At 57.1% G+C, this 15,886-nt stretch carries 13 protein-coding genes; 10 read left to right on the forward strand and 3 right to left on the reverse strand.

Annotation, left to right across the window (positions count from 1 at the left end; all coding sequences use genetic code 11):
* Positions 1–534: 534 nt before the first annotated feature.
* The 6 genes from ltrA to rimI all read left to right on the forward strand — a co-directional run bounded on the left by ltrA (position 535) and on the right by rimI (position 8,216).
* Positions 535–2,193, forward strand: coding sequence for a group II intron reverse transcriptase/maturase (ltrA, locus tag ABO_RS03280; RefSeq protein WP_011587920.1), 1,659 nt, complete (start codon positions 535–537; stop codon positions 2,191–2,193).
* 718 nt (positions 2,194–2,911) lie between these two features.
* A complete protein-coding gene (gene rrtA, locus ABO_RS03285) occupies positions 2,912–3,514 on the forward strand; it encodes a rhombosortase (protein ID WP_011587921.1) in 603 nt (200 codons plus the stop codon).
* Positions 3,486–5,207, forward strand: a complete 1,722-nt coding sequence (locus ABO_RS03290) for a DUF3592 domain-containing protein (RefSeq protein ID WP_011587922.1) — start codon at positions 3,486–3,488, stop codon at positions 5,205–5,207. Before rrtA ends, ABO_RS03290 begins: the two co-directional genes overlap by 29 nt.
* 70 nt (positions 5,208–5,277) lie before the next feature.
* Positions 5,278–6,828, forward strand: a complete 1,551-nt coding sequence (locus tag ABO_RS03295; protein ID WP_011587923.1) for a 2-isopropylmalate synthase — start codon at positions 5,278–5,280, stop codon at positions 6,826–6,828.
* A 109-nt stretch (positions 6,829–6,937) separates the two neighbouring features.
* Positions 6,938–7,744 (forward strand): hypothetical protein, encoded by an 807-nt coding sequence (locus ABO_RS03300; protein ID WP_011587924.1) that lies wholly within the window; start codon positions 6,938–6,940, stop codon positions 7,742–7,744.
* Entirely contained in the window at positions 7,734–8,216 is a 483-nt protein-coding gene (gene rimI, locus ABO_RS03305) for a ribosomal protein S18-alanine N-acetyltransferase (protein WP_035460689.1), read from the forward strand. The genes ABO_RS03300 and rimI overlap by 11 nt, the downstream gene beginning before the upstream one ends.
* A 307-nt stretch (positions 8,217–8,523) precedes the next feature.
* Here rimI and ABO_RS03310 read toward each other — a convergent pair whose 3' ends face one another.
* A complete protein-coding gene (locus ABO_RS03310; protein ID WP_011587926.1) occupies positions 8,524–8,949 on the reverse strand; it encodes a hypothetical protein in 426 nt (141 codons plus the stop codon).
* A gap of 153 nt (positions 8,950–9,102) precedes the next feature.
* On the opposite strand from ABO_RS03310, the gene ABO_RS03315 reads away from it, so the two are divergent.
* From ABO_RS03315 to ABO_RS03330, 4 genes are all read left to right on the forward strand, one after another.
* Positions 9,103–9,438, forward strand: a complete 336-nt coding sequence (locus ABO_RS03315) for a DUF2834 domain-containing protein (protein WP_011587927.1) — start codon at positions 9,103–9,105, stop codon at positions 9,436–9,438.
* 67 nt (positions 9,439–9,505) lie between these two features.
* Positions 9,506–11,086, forward strand: a complete 1,581-nt coding sequence (gene prfC / locus ABO_RS03320; RefSeq protein WP_035460691.1) for a peptide chain release factor 3 — start codon at positions 9,506–9,508, stop codon at positions 11,084–11,086.
* 58 nt (positions 11,087–11,144) lie between these two features.
* Positions 11,145–11,534 carry an MmcQ/YjbR family DNA-binding protein gene (locus ABO_RS03325; protein ID WP_041705238.1) on the forward strand — a complete coding sequence of 130 codons (390 nt, stop codon included), beginning with the start codon at positions 11,145–11,147 and terminating at the stop codon, positions 11,532–11,534.
* Between the two features lie 18 nt (positions 11,535–11,552).
* Positions 11,553–11,858 (forward strand): hypothetical protein, encoded by a 306-nt coding sequence (locus ABO_RS03330; RefSeq protein ID WP_011587930.1) that lies wholly within the window; start codon positions 11,553–11,555, stop codon positions 11,856–11,858.
* A gap of 190 nt (positions 11,859–12,048) precedes the next feature.
* On the opposite strand, the gene ABO_RS03335 is transcribed toward ABO_RS03330, so the two are convergent.
* Both ABO_RS03335 and ABO_RS03340 read right to left on the reverse strand, forming a co-directional pair.
* A complete protein-coding gene (locus tag ABO_RS03335) occupies positions 12,049–13,485 on the reverse strand; it encodes a phospholipase D family protein (RefSeq protein ID WP_011587931.1) in 1,437 nt (478 codons plus the stop codon).
* A gap of 289 nt (positions 13,486–13,774) precedes the next feature.
* On the reverse strand, positions 13,775–15,583 hold the full coding sequence (locus ABO_RS03340; protein WP_011587932.1) for a beta-ketoacyl synthase: 1,809 nt from the start codon (positions 15,581–15,583) through the stop codon (positions 13,775–13,777).
* Positions 15,584–15,886 lie beyond the last annotated feature (303 nt).

Consider the following 15,886-nt stretch of genomic DNA (forward strand, 5'->3'; position numbering starts at 1 on the left):
AACAGGCGGATGAGACGCTAGGCTGGACGGTAGGGTCAACGTAAGTGAACTGCTGATAAACACCGTCAACCGCATGGAGCCAAAGTTGCTGACAGGCTTCGACCAAAATGGTGTGTGGCTGGCTATCCCTCTTACATCTGGGGATACGTCGACACTGAGCCACCGGTGGATAGGCAGGACCTAACCCGTTCGTGTGACAGACTCGGAACACGGTAAGCCCGTATCTTCGCCTGGATCCATCAGGCAGGTGGACCGCAAGGGAAGCTGATGGAGGTGCGGGTAAAGGAGGATGGAGAAAGCGAATGCTTGCCTGTAATGGGTGGGATAGGGGTTCGAGATTTGCCCCGACGCGAAAGCGTGCAGACTTCCATCTGGTCTTTGATCGCGTGAAGGCAGGTAAAACCGCCAGAAAGAATGCCGACGTAACAAGTCTCTTGTTGCCCGGTTAAACAATGTGCCCTGAGGGTGTGGACTGCGCCCTCAGGGGAAATGCGTCTGCGCCTTCTCGGGTTCCAATCTGAGGAGGATAGCAAGATGAACGCATCGCTATTGATGCCTGCATTCTCCCACCCTGCCACCAGTTGGCACATGATTGATTGGGAAACCAGTCATCGTCGGGTGAGGAGGTTACAGGCTCGTATCGCGAAAGCAGCACGGGAACAGCAGTGGAGGAGGGTGAAAGCCCTGCAACGCTTGCTAGTCCGCTCGTTCGCCGCCAAAGCCTTGGCGGTAAAACGGGTCACTGAAAACCGGGGTCGCAAGACTCCGGGTGTCGATGGCGAATGCTGGGACAATCCAGCATCAAAATGGGAAGCGATCCACCGTCTGAAACGGCACGGCTACAAGCCGCGTCCGCTCCGGCGGGTTTGGATTCCGAAGGCCAACGGCAAACGCCGTCCCTTGGGAATACCGACGATGCACGACCGGGCCATGCAGGCGTTATACCTGCTGGCTCTGGAACCGGTGTCCGAGACCACGGCGGATCGTAACTCATATGGCTTCCGGCCCATGCGCGCTACGGCGGACGCAATCGAGCAATGTTTTGTTGTGCTTGGTCGCAAAAGCTCGGCGCAGTGGGTGCTGGAGGCTGATATACAGGGTTGTTTCGACAACATAAGCCATGACTGGCTGCTGTCCCATGTCCCTATGGACAAGGCAGTGCTCGGGAAATGGCTGAAAGCCGGGTTCATGGAATCCGGTAGGACACACCCGACCCACGCGGGAACGCCTCAGGGCGGTATTATCTCGCCGGTTTTGGCCAACATGGCTCTGGATGGTTTGGAAGAAGTGCTAGAAGCTGCTTTCGGGCAGCGTAACACCAAAGCCAGCTACCGGACCAAGGTCAACTACGTGCGCTACGCCGACGACTTCGTTGTCTCCGGTATCTCGAGAGAGCTGCTGGAGAGGGAGGTCAGGCCCATCGTCGAAGCCTTTATGGCGGAGCGGGGGCTTGCATTGTCCGCGGAGAAGACGGTGGTGACGCATGTGGAGGAAGGGTTCGACTTTCTGGGTCAGAACATTCGCAAGTATGGAGGGAAGTGCTTGATTAAGCCTGCCCAACAGAACGTGAAGCGGTTTCTGGCCGAGGTGAAGTCGGTGTTGGACACGCACAAGACCATGCCTGCGTGGTGGATCGTCAAGACTCTGAATCCCAAGATTCGAGGCTGGGCGAACTACCATCGGCACGTGGTTTCGAAAGCGACGTTCAACTATGTGGACTATCGGATCTGGAAGATGCTGTGGCAATGGTGCCGCCGACGTCATCTCAATCGACGGAAGCGGTGGGTGAAGAACAAGTATTTTCGCCCCCTCGGCCAGCGCAGCTGGACATTCCAGGGCATGGACCCAACAGGCAAGCGGTATGCGTTGTGCTACGCCAGTGATGTGCCCATCAAAAGGCATATCAAGATCAAGGCCGAAGCGACACGGTATGACCCCACCTTTGCTGGTTATTTCGAGGAACGCCTGGCGTATCTCTGGAAGAACAGCGAGAAAGGGAAGTCCAAGTTGCTACAGCTTTGGCTCCGGCAGGAGAAGCGCTGTCCTTGTTGTCGCGAACTGATCACACGGGAAACCGGGTGGAACATCCACCACGTGATCGAACAGCATAAGGGCGGTACCGATAAGCTGGATAATCTGGTGTTGCTGCATCCGAACTGCCATCGGCAACTGCACTCGAAATCAATATGTTGATGATAGATGGGTGTTGAAATACAATATGTGGTGTCCTTGATCCCCAAGGGCGTTCGAATGGAGGGTCATACTTTGACCAAACTTTTGAATGTCCCCAAACTTCGCCTGGAGATAGCGCTTTAGGTGTCGGTCAGAAGGGGACCAAAGATGGAGAGCTAGTAGGAAGTACGTAGCTGGGGGCTGTGCCCCCTTCTGCGGACTGGCCCCAACGCTATTTGGGGGTTTGACTGTGATGGGTGCTGAGTAGACCGACGTAAGCTTACGACCTTGAAGTCGAGTACTGGGTACTAGACCAATCGAGACGTAAGCGAAAGAATAATCTCGGTACCCGCTCTCGCTAATACTGTGATGCTGGCTCATCCTTCGGGATGGGTTAACAAAGGCTTGAGCCGTATGCGGGTAAACTCGCATGTACGGTTCTTAGGGGAGGGGGGGCCAGTAATGGTCGCTCCTTACCCGACAATCATCAGCGCTTAACACGCTCCAAAGAGAACCCCGCCTTGTGCGGGGTTTTCTTTTTTTAGGACATAGACAATTTTCAGGCTATAAGCTGCCGCCGGGTTCGATGTCGCGGTCATGCCGCTAACGGATGCGTTGTGCCGCTTATTTAGGTCCCGGGTTTCGCCCTGTCAGAATTTGTACACGTCCATCCTGCGGCTTGTATCTCATGCCTTGTGGCTTGTGGCTTAATACCCGTTCATCCTCGAGAGGCAATAGCATGCAACCCAGAGATAAAAAACTCCGTCCGCACTTCGCCTGGTTGGTGGTCGTGATGATTGTGCTGGGGCTGGCCTCTTCCTGGGTGAACCCCTGGCTGGCATTCGATCGCGTTGCGATTGAGCAGGGGCAGTGGTGGCGGATTCTTACGTGCCATCTTGTGCATCTGAATCATTGGCATTTGCTGCTGAATTTGAGCGGGCTGTTGCTATGTGGCTATTTTTTTGAAGATTTACTGGATCGTGCCCGCTTGTGGGCATGGCTGTTGTTCTGTGGCATTACCACTGGTGTCGCTTTGCTGATATTGGATCCGCAACTGCAACATTATGTGGGGCTGTCGGGTATCTTGCATGGGCTGCTGGTGCTCTGTTTGCTCATGGGGTGGAGGGGGAATCCGGTGCTGCACTCAGTCGTGTTGGCGGTCATTATCGGGCGCATTATCAGTGAGCACTTGCCGGGCTATGACGTGGATTACCTGCAAGGGTGGATTGATGGTCGGGTGTATGTGAACGCCCATCTTTATGGTGCGGTCAGTGGTGCGTTGCTTTGGGGTTTGATCACGGGGGGATCGTATTTTGTCGATAGAAGAGCAAAACGAGAATAAAAAAGCGGGCGTTGGCGGGTATCTGTTTGGCGGCATTTTTCTATTCGCTGGGCTAGCGGTGATGGTGTATGTGGGGCTGCTCCCTGTCGGTAAGTATCTGCTGTCTGGTCAGTGGGAGCGGGTGCCGGCCACGGTGCTTAGCAGTGAACTTCATCGTCATCGTTCTGATGGGTCTAGCACCTATAGCGTCACCGCCCGTTACCGGTATTCCTTCCAGGGGCAGACCTTCACCAGCGATCAGGTCGGGCTATATAGCGGCAGTGATAATGTGGGTGACTATTGGCAACAGCTTAGCAGCCGGCTGGATCGTGCCCGTGCCAGCAACCGTGCCTTGCAAGCCTGGGTGAACCCGTCCAACCCAACCCAGGCGTATCTGGATCGAACCTTTCGTTGGAGCACACTCATTTTCGGGCTGACCTTCGGCGGCGTTTTTGCCTTGGTGGGTGCAGGGGTGATGTACTTGATGCGTAGGGGAAGAGACCCTCAGACGGTCTCTGGGACGGGTCAATACAGCAGCCGAGAGAAATCGGGTCACTGGCTTATGGTGGGCTTTGGCGCCGTGTTTATTCTGTTGCCGTCTCCTGCCTATTTGGAGGTCTGGAAGGAAGTCAGCCGTGGCAATTATATGATTTTGCTGGTCCTTCTGTTTCCGCTTGCCGGGGCTGGAATCGCTTTGGCGGGCTTGAGAATGCGCAATAACTACCGGTTCTTTGGTCCAACCCCTCTGGCGCTGGATCCGCAACCGGGCCAGGCCGGCGGACAGGTTGGCGGGTCAATTCAGCTGGGTCGCGCCTTGTCCGCTGAGCAGTCGGTGACGGTCTGGCTTAGCTGTATCCGTTGTTATTACAGCGGTTCTGGAAAAGACCGCAAAACCCGTGAAAGCATCCGCTGGCAGAACCGGCAGCGGGCTTGGTGTCGCCCCGTTCAAAGTGGCACCGAGATCCAATTTTGTTTCGATGCACCAGCGGATCAGCCGGCCACGCGAGAGCGCGATCGGAGTGTGAGTGGGCGAAAGGACTGGATTCGTTGGCGTGTGGAGCTGGATGGCCAGGTTCAGGGACGGGCGCTTAAGCGGAGCTGGGACGTGCCCGTGGAAGCGGGCAGTGGCTCTAGCCGCTATGAACTGCCTGACTCTCATGTAGAAGCGGACCAGCGAGATCGTAAAATGGATGCGCTGGAGTCAGCCAACCAGCAAATTGAGGTAGAGCAGACGAGTGAGGGCCTGCACCTGATCAGTCGGGCTGGCCGCAACCTGGGCATGAAGCTGGGGCTGCTGGTGTTTGGCTGTGCCTTTGCTGCAGTGGGCACCTTCCTGTTTATTCAGGCCGCAGAAGAAGGCTTCATGCTGTATATCATGGGCAGTATTTTCGGTTTGATTGGTTACCCGATGGTGCTTGCTACCCTGTATACCCTGGCGCGTCGGTTGGATGCCTGGGTGCGTGGCGGGGAGGTGCGCAATCAACGGCGCTGGTTGGGTATTGTGTTGTTCCGCCGCGAAGGACAGCTGCTTAGCGCCGACCAGCTGGTGCTGGAAAGTGGCATGAGCAGCACCAGTAATGGCCGCAAGACCGAGTACATGACCCTGTATGCCAAGGTGGATGGCAAGAAGCTCCGGCTTGCGGAAGGTATTGCCGGACGTGAAGCGGGGGAAGCCCTGCGTGAAGCCGTGCTGCGCACCCTGCGGCTGGTGTAGAATGCGGACATATCTGAACCTGCTGTGAAAAGGGGCCAGCCATTAGCCCCGGACATTTGCGAGAGATCCAATGAGCAAAGATCGCCTGATTATTTTTGATACCACCCTGCGTGACGGTGAGCAGAGCCCCGGTGCCACCATGGACCAGGATGAAAAACTGCGCATCGCCCGGGCGCTGGAACGCATGCGGGTAGACGTCATCGAAGCCGGCTTCGCCATCGCCAGCCAAGGGGATTTCCGCTCGGTGAAAGCCATTGCAGACACCGTGCGCGAATCTACCATTTGCTCGCTGGCGCGGGCCAAGGCGGCGGATATCGACCGCGCGGCGGAAGCACTGGTCGGAGCTGAATCCGGGCGTATCCATACGTTTATCGCCACCAGCCCGATCCATATGCAGCATAAGCTGCGTTTGGAGCCGGATCAGGTGGTCGAACATGCGGTGGCCGCGGTGAAGCATGCCCGCAATCATATGGGTGATGTGGAGTTTTCCTGTGAAGATGCGGGCCGCTCCGAAATCGATTTCCTGTGCCGCATCATCGAAGCGGTGATTGATGCGGGTGCGCGTACCATCAACATCCCCGATACCGTGGGTTATGCCATTCCCGAGCAATTTGGCGATACCATTAGCCAGTTGCTCACGCGCATCCCCAATGCGGATAAGGCGGTGTTTTCCGTGCATTGCCATAACGATTTAGGGTTGGCGGTCGCCAACTCTCTGGCAGCGGTTCAGGCGGGTGCGCGGCAGGTGGAATGCACCATCAATGGCCTAGGTGAGCGGGCCGGCAATGCTTCTCTGGAAGAGATTGTTATGGCGGTGCAAACCCGTCAGGACCTGTTCAATGTGGATACCGGCATTAATGCTCGCGAGATCGTGCCCACCTCGAAAATGGTGTCGCAGATTACCGGCTTCCCGGTGCAACCGAACAAGGCCATCGTTGGCGCCAATGCTTTTGCCCACGAGTCGGGCATTCATCAGGACGGGGTGCTCAAACACCGCGAAACCTACGAAATCATGTCGGCCGAGGATGTGGGCTGGCACACTAACCGCATGGTGCTGGGCAAGCATTCCGGCCGTGCTGCTTTCCGTGCTCGGCTGGATGAACTGGGGATTGTGTTTGCGTCTGAGGCGGCCATGAACGAAGCCTTCTTGCGCTTCAAGGATCTGGCGGACAAGAAGCACGAAGTGTTTGATGAGGATCTTCAGGCATTGGTCAGCGATACCAAGCGAGCGGTGGAGCAGGAACGTTTCAAGCTGGTGTTGCTGGAGGCGACGGCGCGCACGGGTGAAACACCGCAGGCTCGCATTGTGATGGCTATTGACGGTGTTGAGCAGGACGCCACGGCCACTGGTGCCGGTCCCGTCGATGCTGCCTTCAAGGCCATTGAGCAGCTGGCAGACAGCCACAGCACCTTGCAGTTGTATTCGGTGAACGCGATTACCGCCGGTACTGATAGCCAGGGCGAGGTAACTGTGCGGTTAGAGAAAGGCGGTCGTATCGTCAACGGTCATGGTGCCGATGTTGATATTATTACTGCGTCAGCCAAAGCCTACCTGAATGCCCTTAATCACTTCGCCGCCGGCGTAGAAAAGGCGCATCCCCAGGCGCTAGAGGGAGTATGAAGGGGATGCTTGGTGTCGGATGTCTGAGGCCTGACGGTAAGGGAGCCGGCGGTGCTCTTCTTGCGTGGTGGGTGGTGCGTCCGGCGTCTGGCGGTACCGGAGGCACTTCATGAACGAAGCGCAGCGGCAGAGTTATTTGAAGGCCATGGGGTTGACGCCTTGGGTGGCCCGTGTGCCTTTGCCCGGTGCAGCGCCATCGCAGGCGTTGGATTGGCCGGAGGAAGAGCAGAATAGTGCAGCGGCCCCGGCGGGTCCTGCCGTTGATGTGTCCGTAACGACCGTGGCGCAGGGAGAGGCGCCCCTACAGCATTCTGCGTTAGTTTCCCATTCGGCTCCTGCTGATGAGAAGCAAGCACCCACAGGCTTCGCTGCCGATGCGTTGGCGAAGGCTTCCTCCTTCAAGCCTGCTGCTCCTTTAAAAGAGGAGCAGGTAACAACTGCGGCTCCGTCGCCGCCTAAAGAGAAAATCACAGGCCTGAGGTTCACTCTGGAAGCGCACCTGGGGGGCACTACCTGGTTGCTATGTGCCCAGGAAGACAGTCAGGCTCCAGGGCTGGGGCGGTTCGAAGCGCCACTGATGGCGAGTTTGTTGGCCTTGTTCCAGGGGCGCCCACAGCGTCCGCGTCGTTTCTTTTGCCCGCTGACCGAGCAGCCCATGCCGGCTGATGAAGCCGCTCAGGCGCTATCCGCTTTTGTGGCTGGGCTTAGTGAGCAGAGCGGTGGAGAGCGGGTGTTGTTGTGCTTGCCGGAAGCGGTGGCCGAAGCCTTGTTTAAACAACCTCGCTATCAGCCTTTTGAACTGGGCCAGCTACCGGCGCTGGTGATTAGCAGCCTGGCGGAAATGCTCGCTGATCCGGCCCAACACAAGAAAGCCAGCTGGCAAGCCATGCAGGCTCATGGTTACGATGGCGTTTGATGTTGTCGGCCCGATTCGGGCCATGCAGGAATCGGATTTGCCGGCGGTGCTGGAAATTGAACACGCCGCTCAGTTGACCCCTTGGACCCGTAACCACTTTCTCGATTGCCTCGGTAATGATCATTATCTGTGTCAGGTGGTGGAGGCGGCAGGGCAGCCGGTAGCATTTCTGATTTTGTCGCGGGTTCTTGATGAAACCCATGTGCTGAACATCGCTGTGGCGCCCGCCCGGCAGCGCCAGGGGCTGGCCCGAGGATTGCTGGAACAAGCCATTCAGGTTGCACAGCAAGACGCCATGAGTGTGATCTACCTGGAAGTGCGAGAAAGCAACAAAAGCGCCCGGGCACTGTACGAGTCTCTGGGTTTCACGGTATCTGGAATCCGCAAAAATTATTACCGCCGGGGTGAGGATCACGATGGTCACGAAGACGCGGTGTTGATGCAGTGCCTGCTGGCTTCGGGGCATAAATAATTGTTGCGAGCTACCGCATCGGTCTTTCTATAAAGCCTTGCAGGAATCAACGGGAGCGGACTTAAAGCACATAGTGCGGCTCGAAGGGTGAGCCAAGCGAATAAATCCAATCGAGGGAGCGAGCCCCGCGAAGCGAGGCGTCGTCGCTAAGATAATGTGCAGGAGGAATGGCGGGCGGGGTATTGCCGTATTGCCCCCCACTTTTCTGTTCCGCTGTTCACTTTTAACGGAATCTACCGGGCAGGGTGGTCGTTATGCGACGTCATTTACCCTGCCAGTGTTGCAGCATGAAGCGTGTTGCGGTTTTTTATTCCAACGGCATCCAGCCCTTTTCTGTATCCCGAAACTGGATCACCCGTTGGCGCTGGAAAGTATCGCCTTTTTTGAAGTTGCCGTGCTCTACACGCAGTGCGCTCAGGGCCATGATCATGGCGAACCGATCCAGGCCGGAGAGTTCTTCGTTGCCTTTAACCTGGCTGGTGTAAGTGCTCAGATCTTCCTCCGCTTCGAGGCTGTAACTGACTTCTATGGTGTATACGCCTTCACCATCTTCATAGCCATTAAGTTTTTCCACGTTGGTAATCGCCAGCAGACCGTCCAAATGGGCGTTGCGCATCTCCGCTTCAAGGGCTTTTTGGGCATCACCGGCCCCCGGAGCTCGGCTGCATGCGCTTAGCAGGGCAACAGCAAGAAGGACTGTTATAAAACGAAGATAATGAGCAGTGGCAGACATGACAAACTCCTGATTGGAGGAGGGAAGGAGGTTACTCTACATCAGCTTACCTGCTTACCCAATGACACAGGCGCAACTACATAAAAACTGGACAGCGAGTCAATCAATGACAACGATAGAGGTAACAGGAGTACTTACCAAGGAGAGTTACCCATGTCCGAAAGCCTGTTTCGCCGCTTGCTGATCATGGTGGCGTTGATCTTCTGTGGTGCCTTTGCGGTGCTGGTTATCCCGCCGCTGATGGCTAACCCGGATATTTTGGCTGCCGCTGCGGGCGGCTTCGTCAATCCTTATGCTGCTGGCTATTCCACAGATGTGATTCTGTGCTGGGTGATTTTGGCAATATGGGTGCTTTATGAGCGCCAGCGTTACCATGTGCGCGGGGGCTGGTTGGCACTTGTGCTGGGCGTGGTGCCGGGTGTGGCGCTAGGCTTTGCTTTGTACCTGCTGATGCGCCAGCGCCAACTGAAAGGGTCTGGGTTGGTCTGACGGGAAATCAGGCCGCGAAGGCTGTTATACTCGCGCCCTCGAAATATCCAGTCAGAGATTGAGCCCCATGAGCCTGCAAGACCAGGTGGCCACGCGCCGCACCTTCGCGATCATCTCGCACCCGGACGCCGGTAAAACCACCATTACCGAAAAATTGCTGTTGTACGGAAACCTGATCCAAAGTGCAGGCACCGTGAAAGGCAAGAAGTCTGGTAAGCACGCCACCTCCGACTGGATGGAGATGGAGAAGGAGCGGGGCATTTCCGTGACTACCTCGGTGATGCAGTTCCCTTACAAGGGTGCCACCGTCAATTTGCTGGATACCCCAGGCCACGCGGATTTCTCTGAAGATACCTATCGCACCCTCACTGCCGTGGATTCGGCATTAATGGTTATTGACGCTGCTAAGGGTGTGGAGCAGCGAACCGTAAAACTGATGGAAGTGTGTCGCCTGCGCGATACCCCGATTCTCACCTTTATTAACAAGTTGGATCGGGATGTGCGCGATGGCATCGACGTGCTGGACGAAATCGAGGACGTACTCAATATTGAGTGCGCCCCGATTACCTGGCCCATCGGCATGGGCAAGAGCTTCAAGGGTGTTTACAACCTGCTCACCGACACTACCGTGCTCTACAAGACTGGTCAGGGCCATACTGTGCAGGATGTGCGCGAGGTTAAGGGCCTCAACAATCCGGAGTTGGATGAGGCGGTGGGCACCGACTACGCTGAAGAACTGCGCGACACCCTGGAGCTGGTGCAGGGCGCCAGCCATGAATTCGACCTAGAGCGTTTTCTGGCCGGTAAGTTGACCCCGGTTTTCTTCGGTACGGCTCTGGGTAATTTCGGCGTGGATCATATGCTCGATGGCCTGGTGCAGTGGGCGCCGCCGCCGCAGCCCCGTGATGCTACCGCTCGCACGGTAGAGGCCGATGAGCCCAAAATGACCGGTTTCGTGTTCAAGATCCAGGCCAATATGGACCCTCGTCACCGAGACCGCATTGCCTTCATGCGTATTTGCTCGGGCACCTATCGAAAAGGTATCAAGCTCAAGCAGGTGCGTACCGGTAAAGATGTGCGTATTGCCGATGCCCTGACTTTTCTGGCCGGTGAGCGCGATAATGTGGAAGAAGCCTTTTCCGGTGACATTATCGGTTTGCACAACCATGGCACCATCCAAATCGGTGACACGTTCACCGAAGGCGAAGAGCTTGCCTTCACCGGCATTCCGCACTTCGCGCCGGAATTGTTCCAGCGGGTGGTGCTCAATGATCCGCTCAAGAGCAAGCAGCTACACAAGGGCCTGACTCAGCTGGCTGAAGAAGGCGCGACCCAGGTATTTTTCCCGCTGCGTAATAACGATGTGATTCTTGGTGCTGTGGGCTCGTTGCAGTTCGATGTGGTCGCCGCGCGCTTGAAAGGGGAATATGGCGTCGATTGCCGTTATGAACCGGTCAGTGTAGCGACAGCCCGGTGGGTTGAGGCCGATAGCGATAAAGAGTTGGCTGCCTTTGAACGCAAGGCCCATGACAATCTGTCCCGGGATGGCGCCGGGCATCTGACATACCTGGCGCCGACGCGGGTTAATCTGCAACTGGCACAGGAACGTCATCCGGATATCCGCTTCCGCGAAACCCGGGAAATCTGAGGGCAATTGTTGCCGTAACCTTATTGACGGCGCGTCTGGATAAAATCGGGTGATCGACATGGATGTTGATGTGGTACGAGATTATCTCTTGGGTAAGCCTGAAGCATTGGAAGACTTTCCTTTCGGCCCGGATGTGGCGGTGATGAAAGTGCGCGGCAAAATGTTTGCCACGCTGGGTGAGGAGAGCGGTGAAGGGCGCATGAACCTGAAGTGCGATCCGGACCAAGCGCTGGCACTTCGAGATATTTTTGCTGCGGTACTGCCTGGCTACCATATGAACAAGAAACACTGGAACACCATCAAGCTGGATGGCTCTATTCCTGAAGGAGAAATCCAGCGCATGATCGATCACTCTTTTGCGCTGGTGGTCGGCGGCTTGCCGAAAAAAGTGCGCGAAGGCATGGCCGTGCGCCATGGCCGTGAGTCACTCTATGGCGGCCAGCACTGAACAGGTAGGGAGAAGGCAATGGCGGTGGGTATCGGTGGCGTAATTATTATTTGGTTGGGCCTAACCATGGGCGCGGCGATGTTGCGGTGGTTGGGTGTGGCGCTGCATTACCCCGCTCGACTGGCGGCGCCGCTCTTGTTGGCGGTGCTAGAGACTGTGCTGTTCCTGTGGTTTGTTCCCGGTACAGAATTGCTGCCGCAAAGCTGGGGCTGGCCCATGGCCGGCGGTTTGGCTGCGGCGGCCTGGCTGATTAATGGTGTGGTCAGTGGGCTGGATTGGCACCGTAACCGGCCGGTGAAAGACGCTAGGGTAACGGATAACTGAGTTGTCGGCGCGTCGCTGGTGGCGCGATAGCCAAACGGTTAAAGCAAGCCTACAACAGAAGAGACAGAAATCACCGGGAAAAGAAAAACCATCCACGCGTGCTCTGTGCGCTCCATATGCTCTGTGGTGAAGTGCCCTTGATCTTGCTGCTTGATCGCGCCAGCGACGCGCTTACAGCGCGGGCTTTGCATTAAAAACTGCTCCACCCGGTAAATTCCATTCCCCGATACAGCCAGTACTTCCACTGCGAATCGTCCGCATACACCTCATAGTCCGTGCTGTGTTTTTCATGGAAGCGATTTTCCCAGCGCCGTTCGAAGGTGTCAGCGGCCTGTTGCATGATGGCCTGATCCGGTGCGGCGGTGAGACGAACGTTGCTTTCCAGATTCAGATTATCCAAATTGCGGCGAGTGTAGTTAGCGGAGCCAAGAATGAGCTCAGCGCTGTTGGTGTTGCGCCGTAGTAGCATCTTGGTGTGGCATTGTTCCCCTTGAGTATTACACCAGCGCACCGGTATCCCGGCTTTGTGTAATTCATGGGCCACCTGACGGTTGGGGATGCCGTTCTTCTCTCGCCCAAACGCATCCTTGTTAGGGTCGAGCAGTACGCGGAGCTGTACGCCTCGGTGGTGTGCGGCTAGCAGCGCGTTCACCAGTGGGCGATGGGATAGGTAGAACACGGAAATATCGACCTGATCTTCCGTTTGACTGTGCTCAAGGGTGGTGAGCAGGGCGTCGCGAATGGCCCCTTCGGTAAGCATTTGCAAATGTGTATCGGCCGCAGGATTGGCTGGTTGTGTGGGTAAAGTGGGTAACGTTGGCAAAGCGGTGTGGGCCAATTTTGCCACGGCCAGTTCACTGGCGAGTAGGTCGTTAACGGCATTGCCCTGAAATCGTAGCCCGATATTGCTGTGGGCGCTGCTGCCATCGTGGGCATTGGCGGAGGTTACCAGTGCGGTCCAGTGTGCGCCTTCATCCACCAGCAGGGTTTTACGGTGGTTGGCCTTGAAGTTAAGCAGCGTTAGGTAGCTGCGTAGCGTTACCTTGCCGGGCCCCATGGGGTTGGGCAGCCAGCCCTTGTTGGCGTTGTTGCTCAGCCACTGGCAGCATACTCGCCACAGTCCGGACCAGCTGGGGTTGGAATCGCGTAGGGTGGGGAGCGGGGTGGTAATGACGGTGATGTTGGCGTTTTTCAGGCGTGCCAAAGGCTTGTTGTGCAGCCCACCGTAAAGCGTGTTGATGGGATCGGTAATGACCACGATGGGCATATCTGGGTGCTTGTCGCGCTGGATTAGCAGGGCATCGATTAGCTCCCCGGACAGCGCGCGGTAACTTTCGCTGCCGGCGCCCTGAAAATCATTGAACAGGAACATGTCGACTACGATCATTTTTTCCGCCTGCCCAATCAGCCGGAAGAATTCGTCAAAAATATGCTGGCGGCTAAGCCGTTGGCTGCCCTCACCTTCATCGCTTTCCCAGGTATCGTCCACCAGCAGTTTCAACCCGTGTACCGCATGCAGGTCGCCCTTGAGCGACAACCCTGCGGGCATGGGTTTATAACGGTGCCACAAGGCGGTGCTGGCAATCAGGGCGAGGAGAATCAACAGGGCGAGTTTCAAGCGGGTCATGATTGGTCCATAGCATGCAGTGAGGCAACCTTATCAGGTAACCAAGCTAAACGCCGTAGGTCCAAAGTTGAAAAACCCTCCAGGGTCCCTTGCGGTCCATCTCTCATGTTATACCGTGCCTTATTCTGTAAAGAAGGCTGCCATTGGGCTGAGCATGGCGCTACCGCATCGCACCACCCGTGTTGGCAGCGCTGGGCCTGTGCGGCTTTTGAGGTGCCGGTTCGTTAAGGGGTTATCCTCGCGTTGACGGCAAGCGATGTGAGGCATCGCTTGCCGCATAAAGGCACAATTATCGATTGAGTTGGTAATCAGCGAGATTACTATCGTCATCAAACTCCATGATCGTGCCGCCGTTGAGCTGTACGGCTTCCCGGCTCAGTGTCACTGCCTCGTCGCCGAGCACGCCATCGTTGAATCGATAAATTGGCCGCGGCGTCTCGTTGAGGCAGTGGTTACGGAAGCGGCTTTTCGCTTCCAGCACGTTTTCCCGGCGGCTCTCCCAGCGGGCCATGGCTTGGGCTCCATGGCGCTGTTGCAGCATCTCCCGGGTTACTGACGGCGCCAGAGCCACGGCGGTGGCGTTGTTGCCGCCAAACCCTTTGGCGTTGATCAGGCTGGCCTGCAGGTTGTCGTGCTGGACATGATCCATGGCGAAATCTAGGTGCTGGCGGTGCACGTCATCGGCGATATGGTCGATGCTACGGATGCCGGGGATCTGGTTATGGGCAAAGCTGCCCAGGGCCGCGGCCAACTGATCACCACCGGAGCTGCCCAGAGAATGGCCAACAAACGCTTTGATGGCGGTCACTGGCCACTGTCGGATACCGAAGGCCTCCGCTACTCGGTCCAGGATGACCGATTCAGTTACCCGATTCTGTGGCGTGCCGGTGCCGTGAGCGTGTACGAAACTGTGTTCACGTAGCCCCTGCTCGCCGATGAGTTGGCGGGTGAGGGCTGCGGCTTTGCCCACGGTTAGGTAGTTGCCCACGCCGGGAGCGGAAATGGATTTCTTGGCGCCGTCGGCGTGAATGAATACATCGGGTACAGCGCCCAAGATGTCGACGCCGAGCTCCAGTGCCAGGGCATCATCCATCAGCACGGTGAATTGAGCGGACTCGGCCATGGTGAAGCCACAATTCCCGGAGAACGGCCGGCAGGCCCGGGTCAAGTCCGCCGTGGACGCGCCGTCCAAGGCGGCCAGTGCCTGGTCTTCCGCTAAGGCGCCCATGGCGCGGTAGCCTTCCATGATTTCCGGTACCAGCGGTGCTTCGCTAGTGCCGATAATGGCGACCCGCACTCGACCATTGCGAATGGCGTGGACGCCCTTTTCCAAGTTGTAGAGGAAGGTAGCACAGGCGCCCAGCATGCCACCGGTGGTGCCCACGGAATGCAACACATAGGCATTGAGGAAATCGGCGGTCATTTCCCCCAGCCCCAATGGCACTTGTTTGGAGGTGATGCGTTGGCCGTTGGGAGGAAAACGCATTACCCCGCCGAGGCCATTGTCATCCATCTGCGACATGGCATTGCTGGCGTACACGGCCACCTGATCGGGGCGTACATGGGCGGCTACGGTTGCCCAATCGAGGCCCAAATCGCCTAATGCATCGCTGATCCCGAAAATGGCCATTTGCAACGCGCGGGGGTGGCTGCGCGACGCGTACAGGGCGCCGGGGTCGAAACCGTCCGGCAACTGGCCAGCGGCACTGACCCGGCGGGGGGTATCGAGGGGCACGTGCAGCCCTAGCCCGGCAGGTAAGGTGACGTGGCTGCGGCGCTTGTCTATAGCATGGACCTGCCAGCCCGGCGCCAGGCTATCAGGCAGATCCATGTTGCGCATTTCCAGGGTGATAGGGGAATCGCTGGTGCCCGCGAGCGCGCCGTGGAGTTGGTGGCTATCGGGGAGCGCTCGGATCAGGGTGCGCGCCAGCACGCTATCCTGGTCTGCGCCGGTAAGCTGGTTCAGCGAATTCAGCGTGTCCTGCTGCTGAGAGGGATTCAGCGCGTCGAAAATAAGCCTTTGAAAGGCGAAATGCTGGGCGCTGCGGCCTGCCGCATTAATGCCGCCCATGGCGGTGATAACGGGTAATGCTGACATGGTGCTCCCGGGGCTCTGCTTCTAACATGATGACTAGTGAGTCAGAGTACAGTGGAAATCCGGGTTTGCGTATACGTGGCAGAGCGAATTCGGTCAGGAAAGTGCAACAGAGTTTGAAAGTGAAAGGGGATGTTTCGGGATGAGGCTCGGCAGTAATCGTTGTTGGGAGCGGTGGCTCGGGCGCGATTGCCGGTGACGCCGGCCCCGCTTTTCGCTATGGGGCATTGCTCCTGCGGTACGCCGGGTTATTTTTATATACATAAAAAAACGGGGCCTGAAGGCCCCGTTTGCGTCTGGCGTACT

It is taken from the genome of Alcanivorax borkumensis SK2 (assembly GCF_000009365.1).
GTDB lineage: Bacteria > Pseudomonadota > Gammaproteobacteria > Pseudomonadales > Alcanivoracaceae > Alcanivorax > Alcanivorax borkumensis.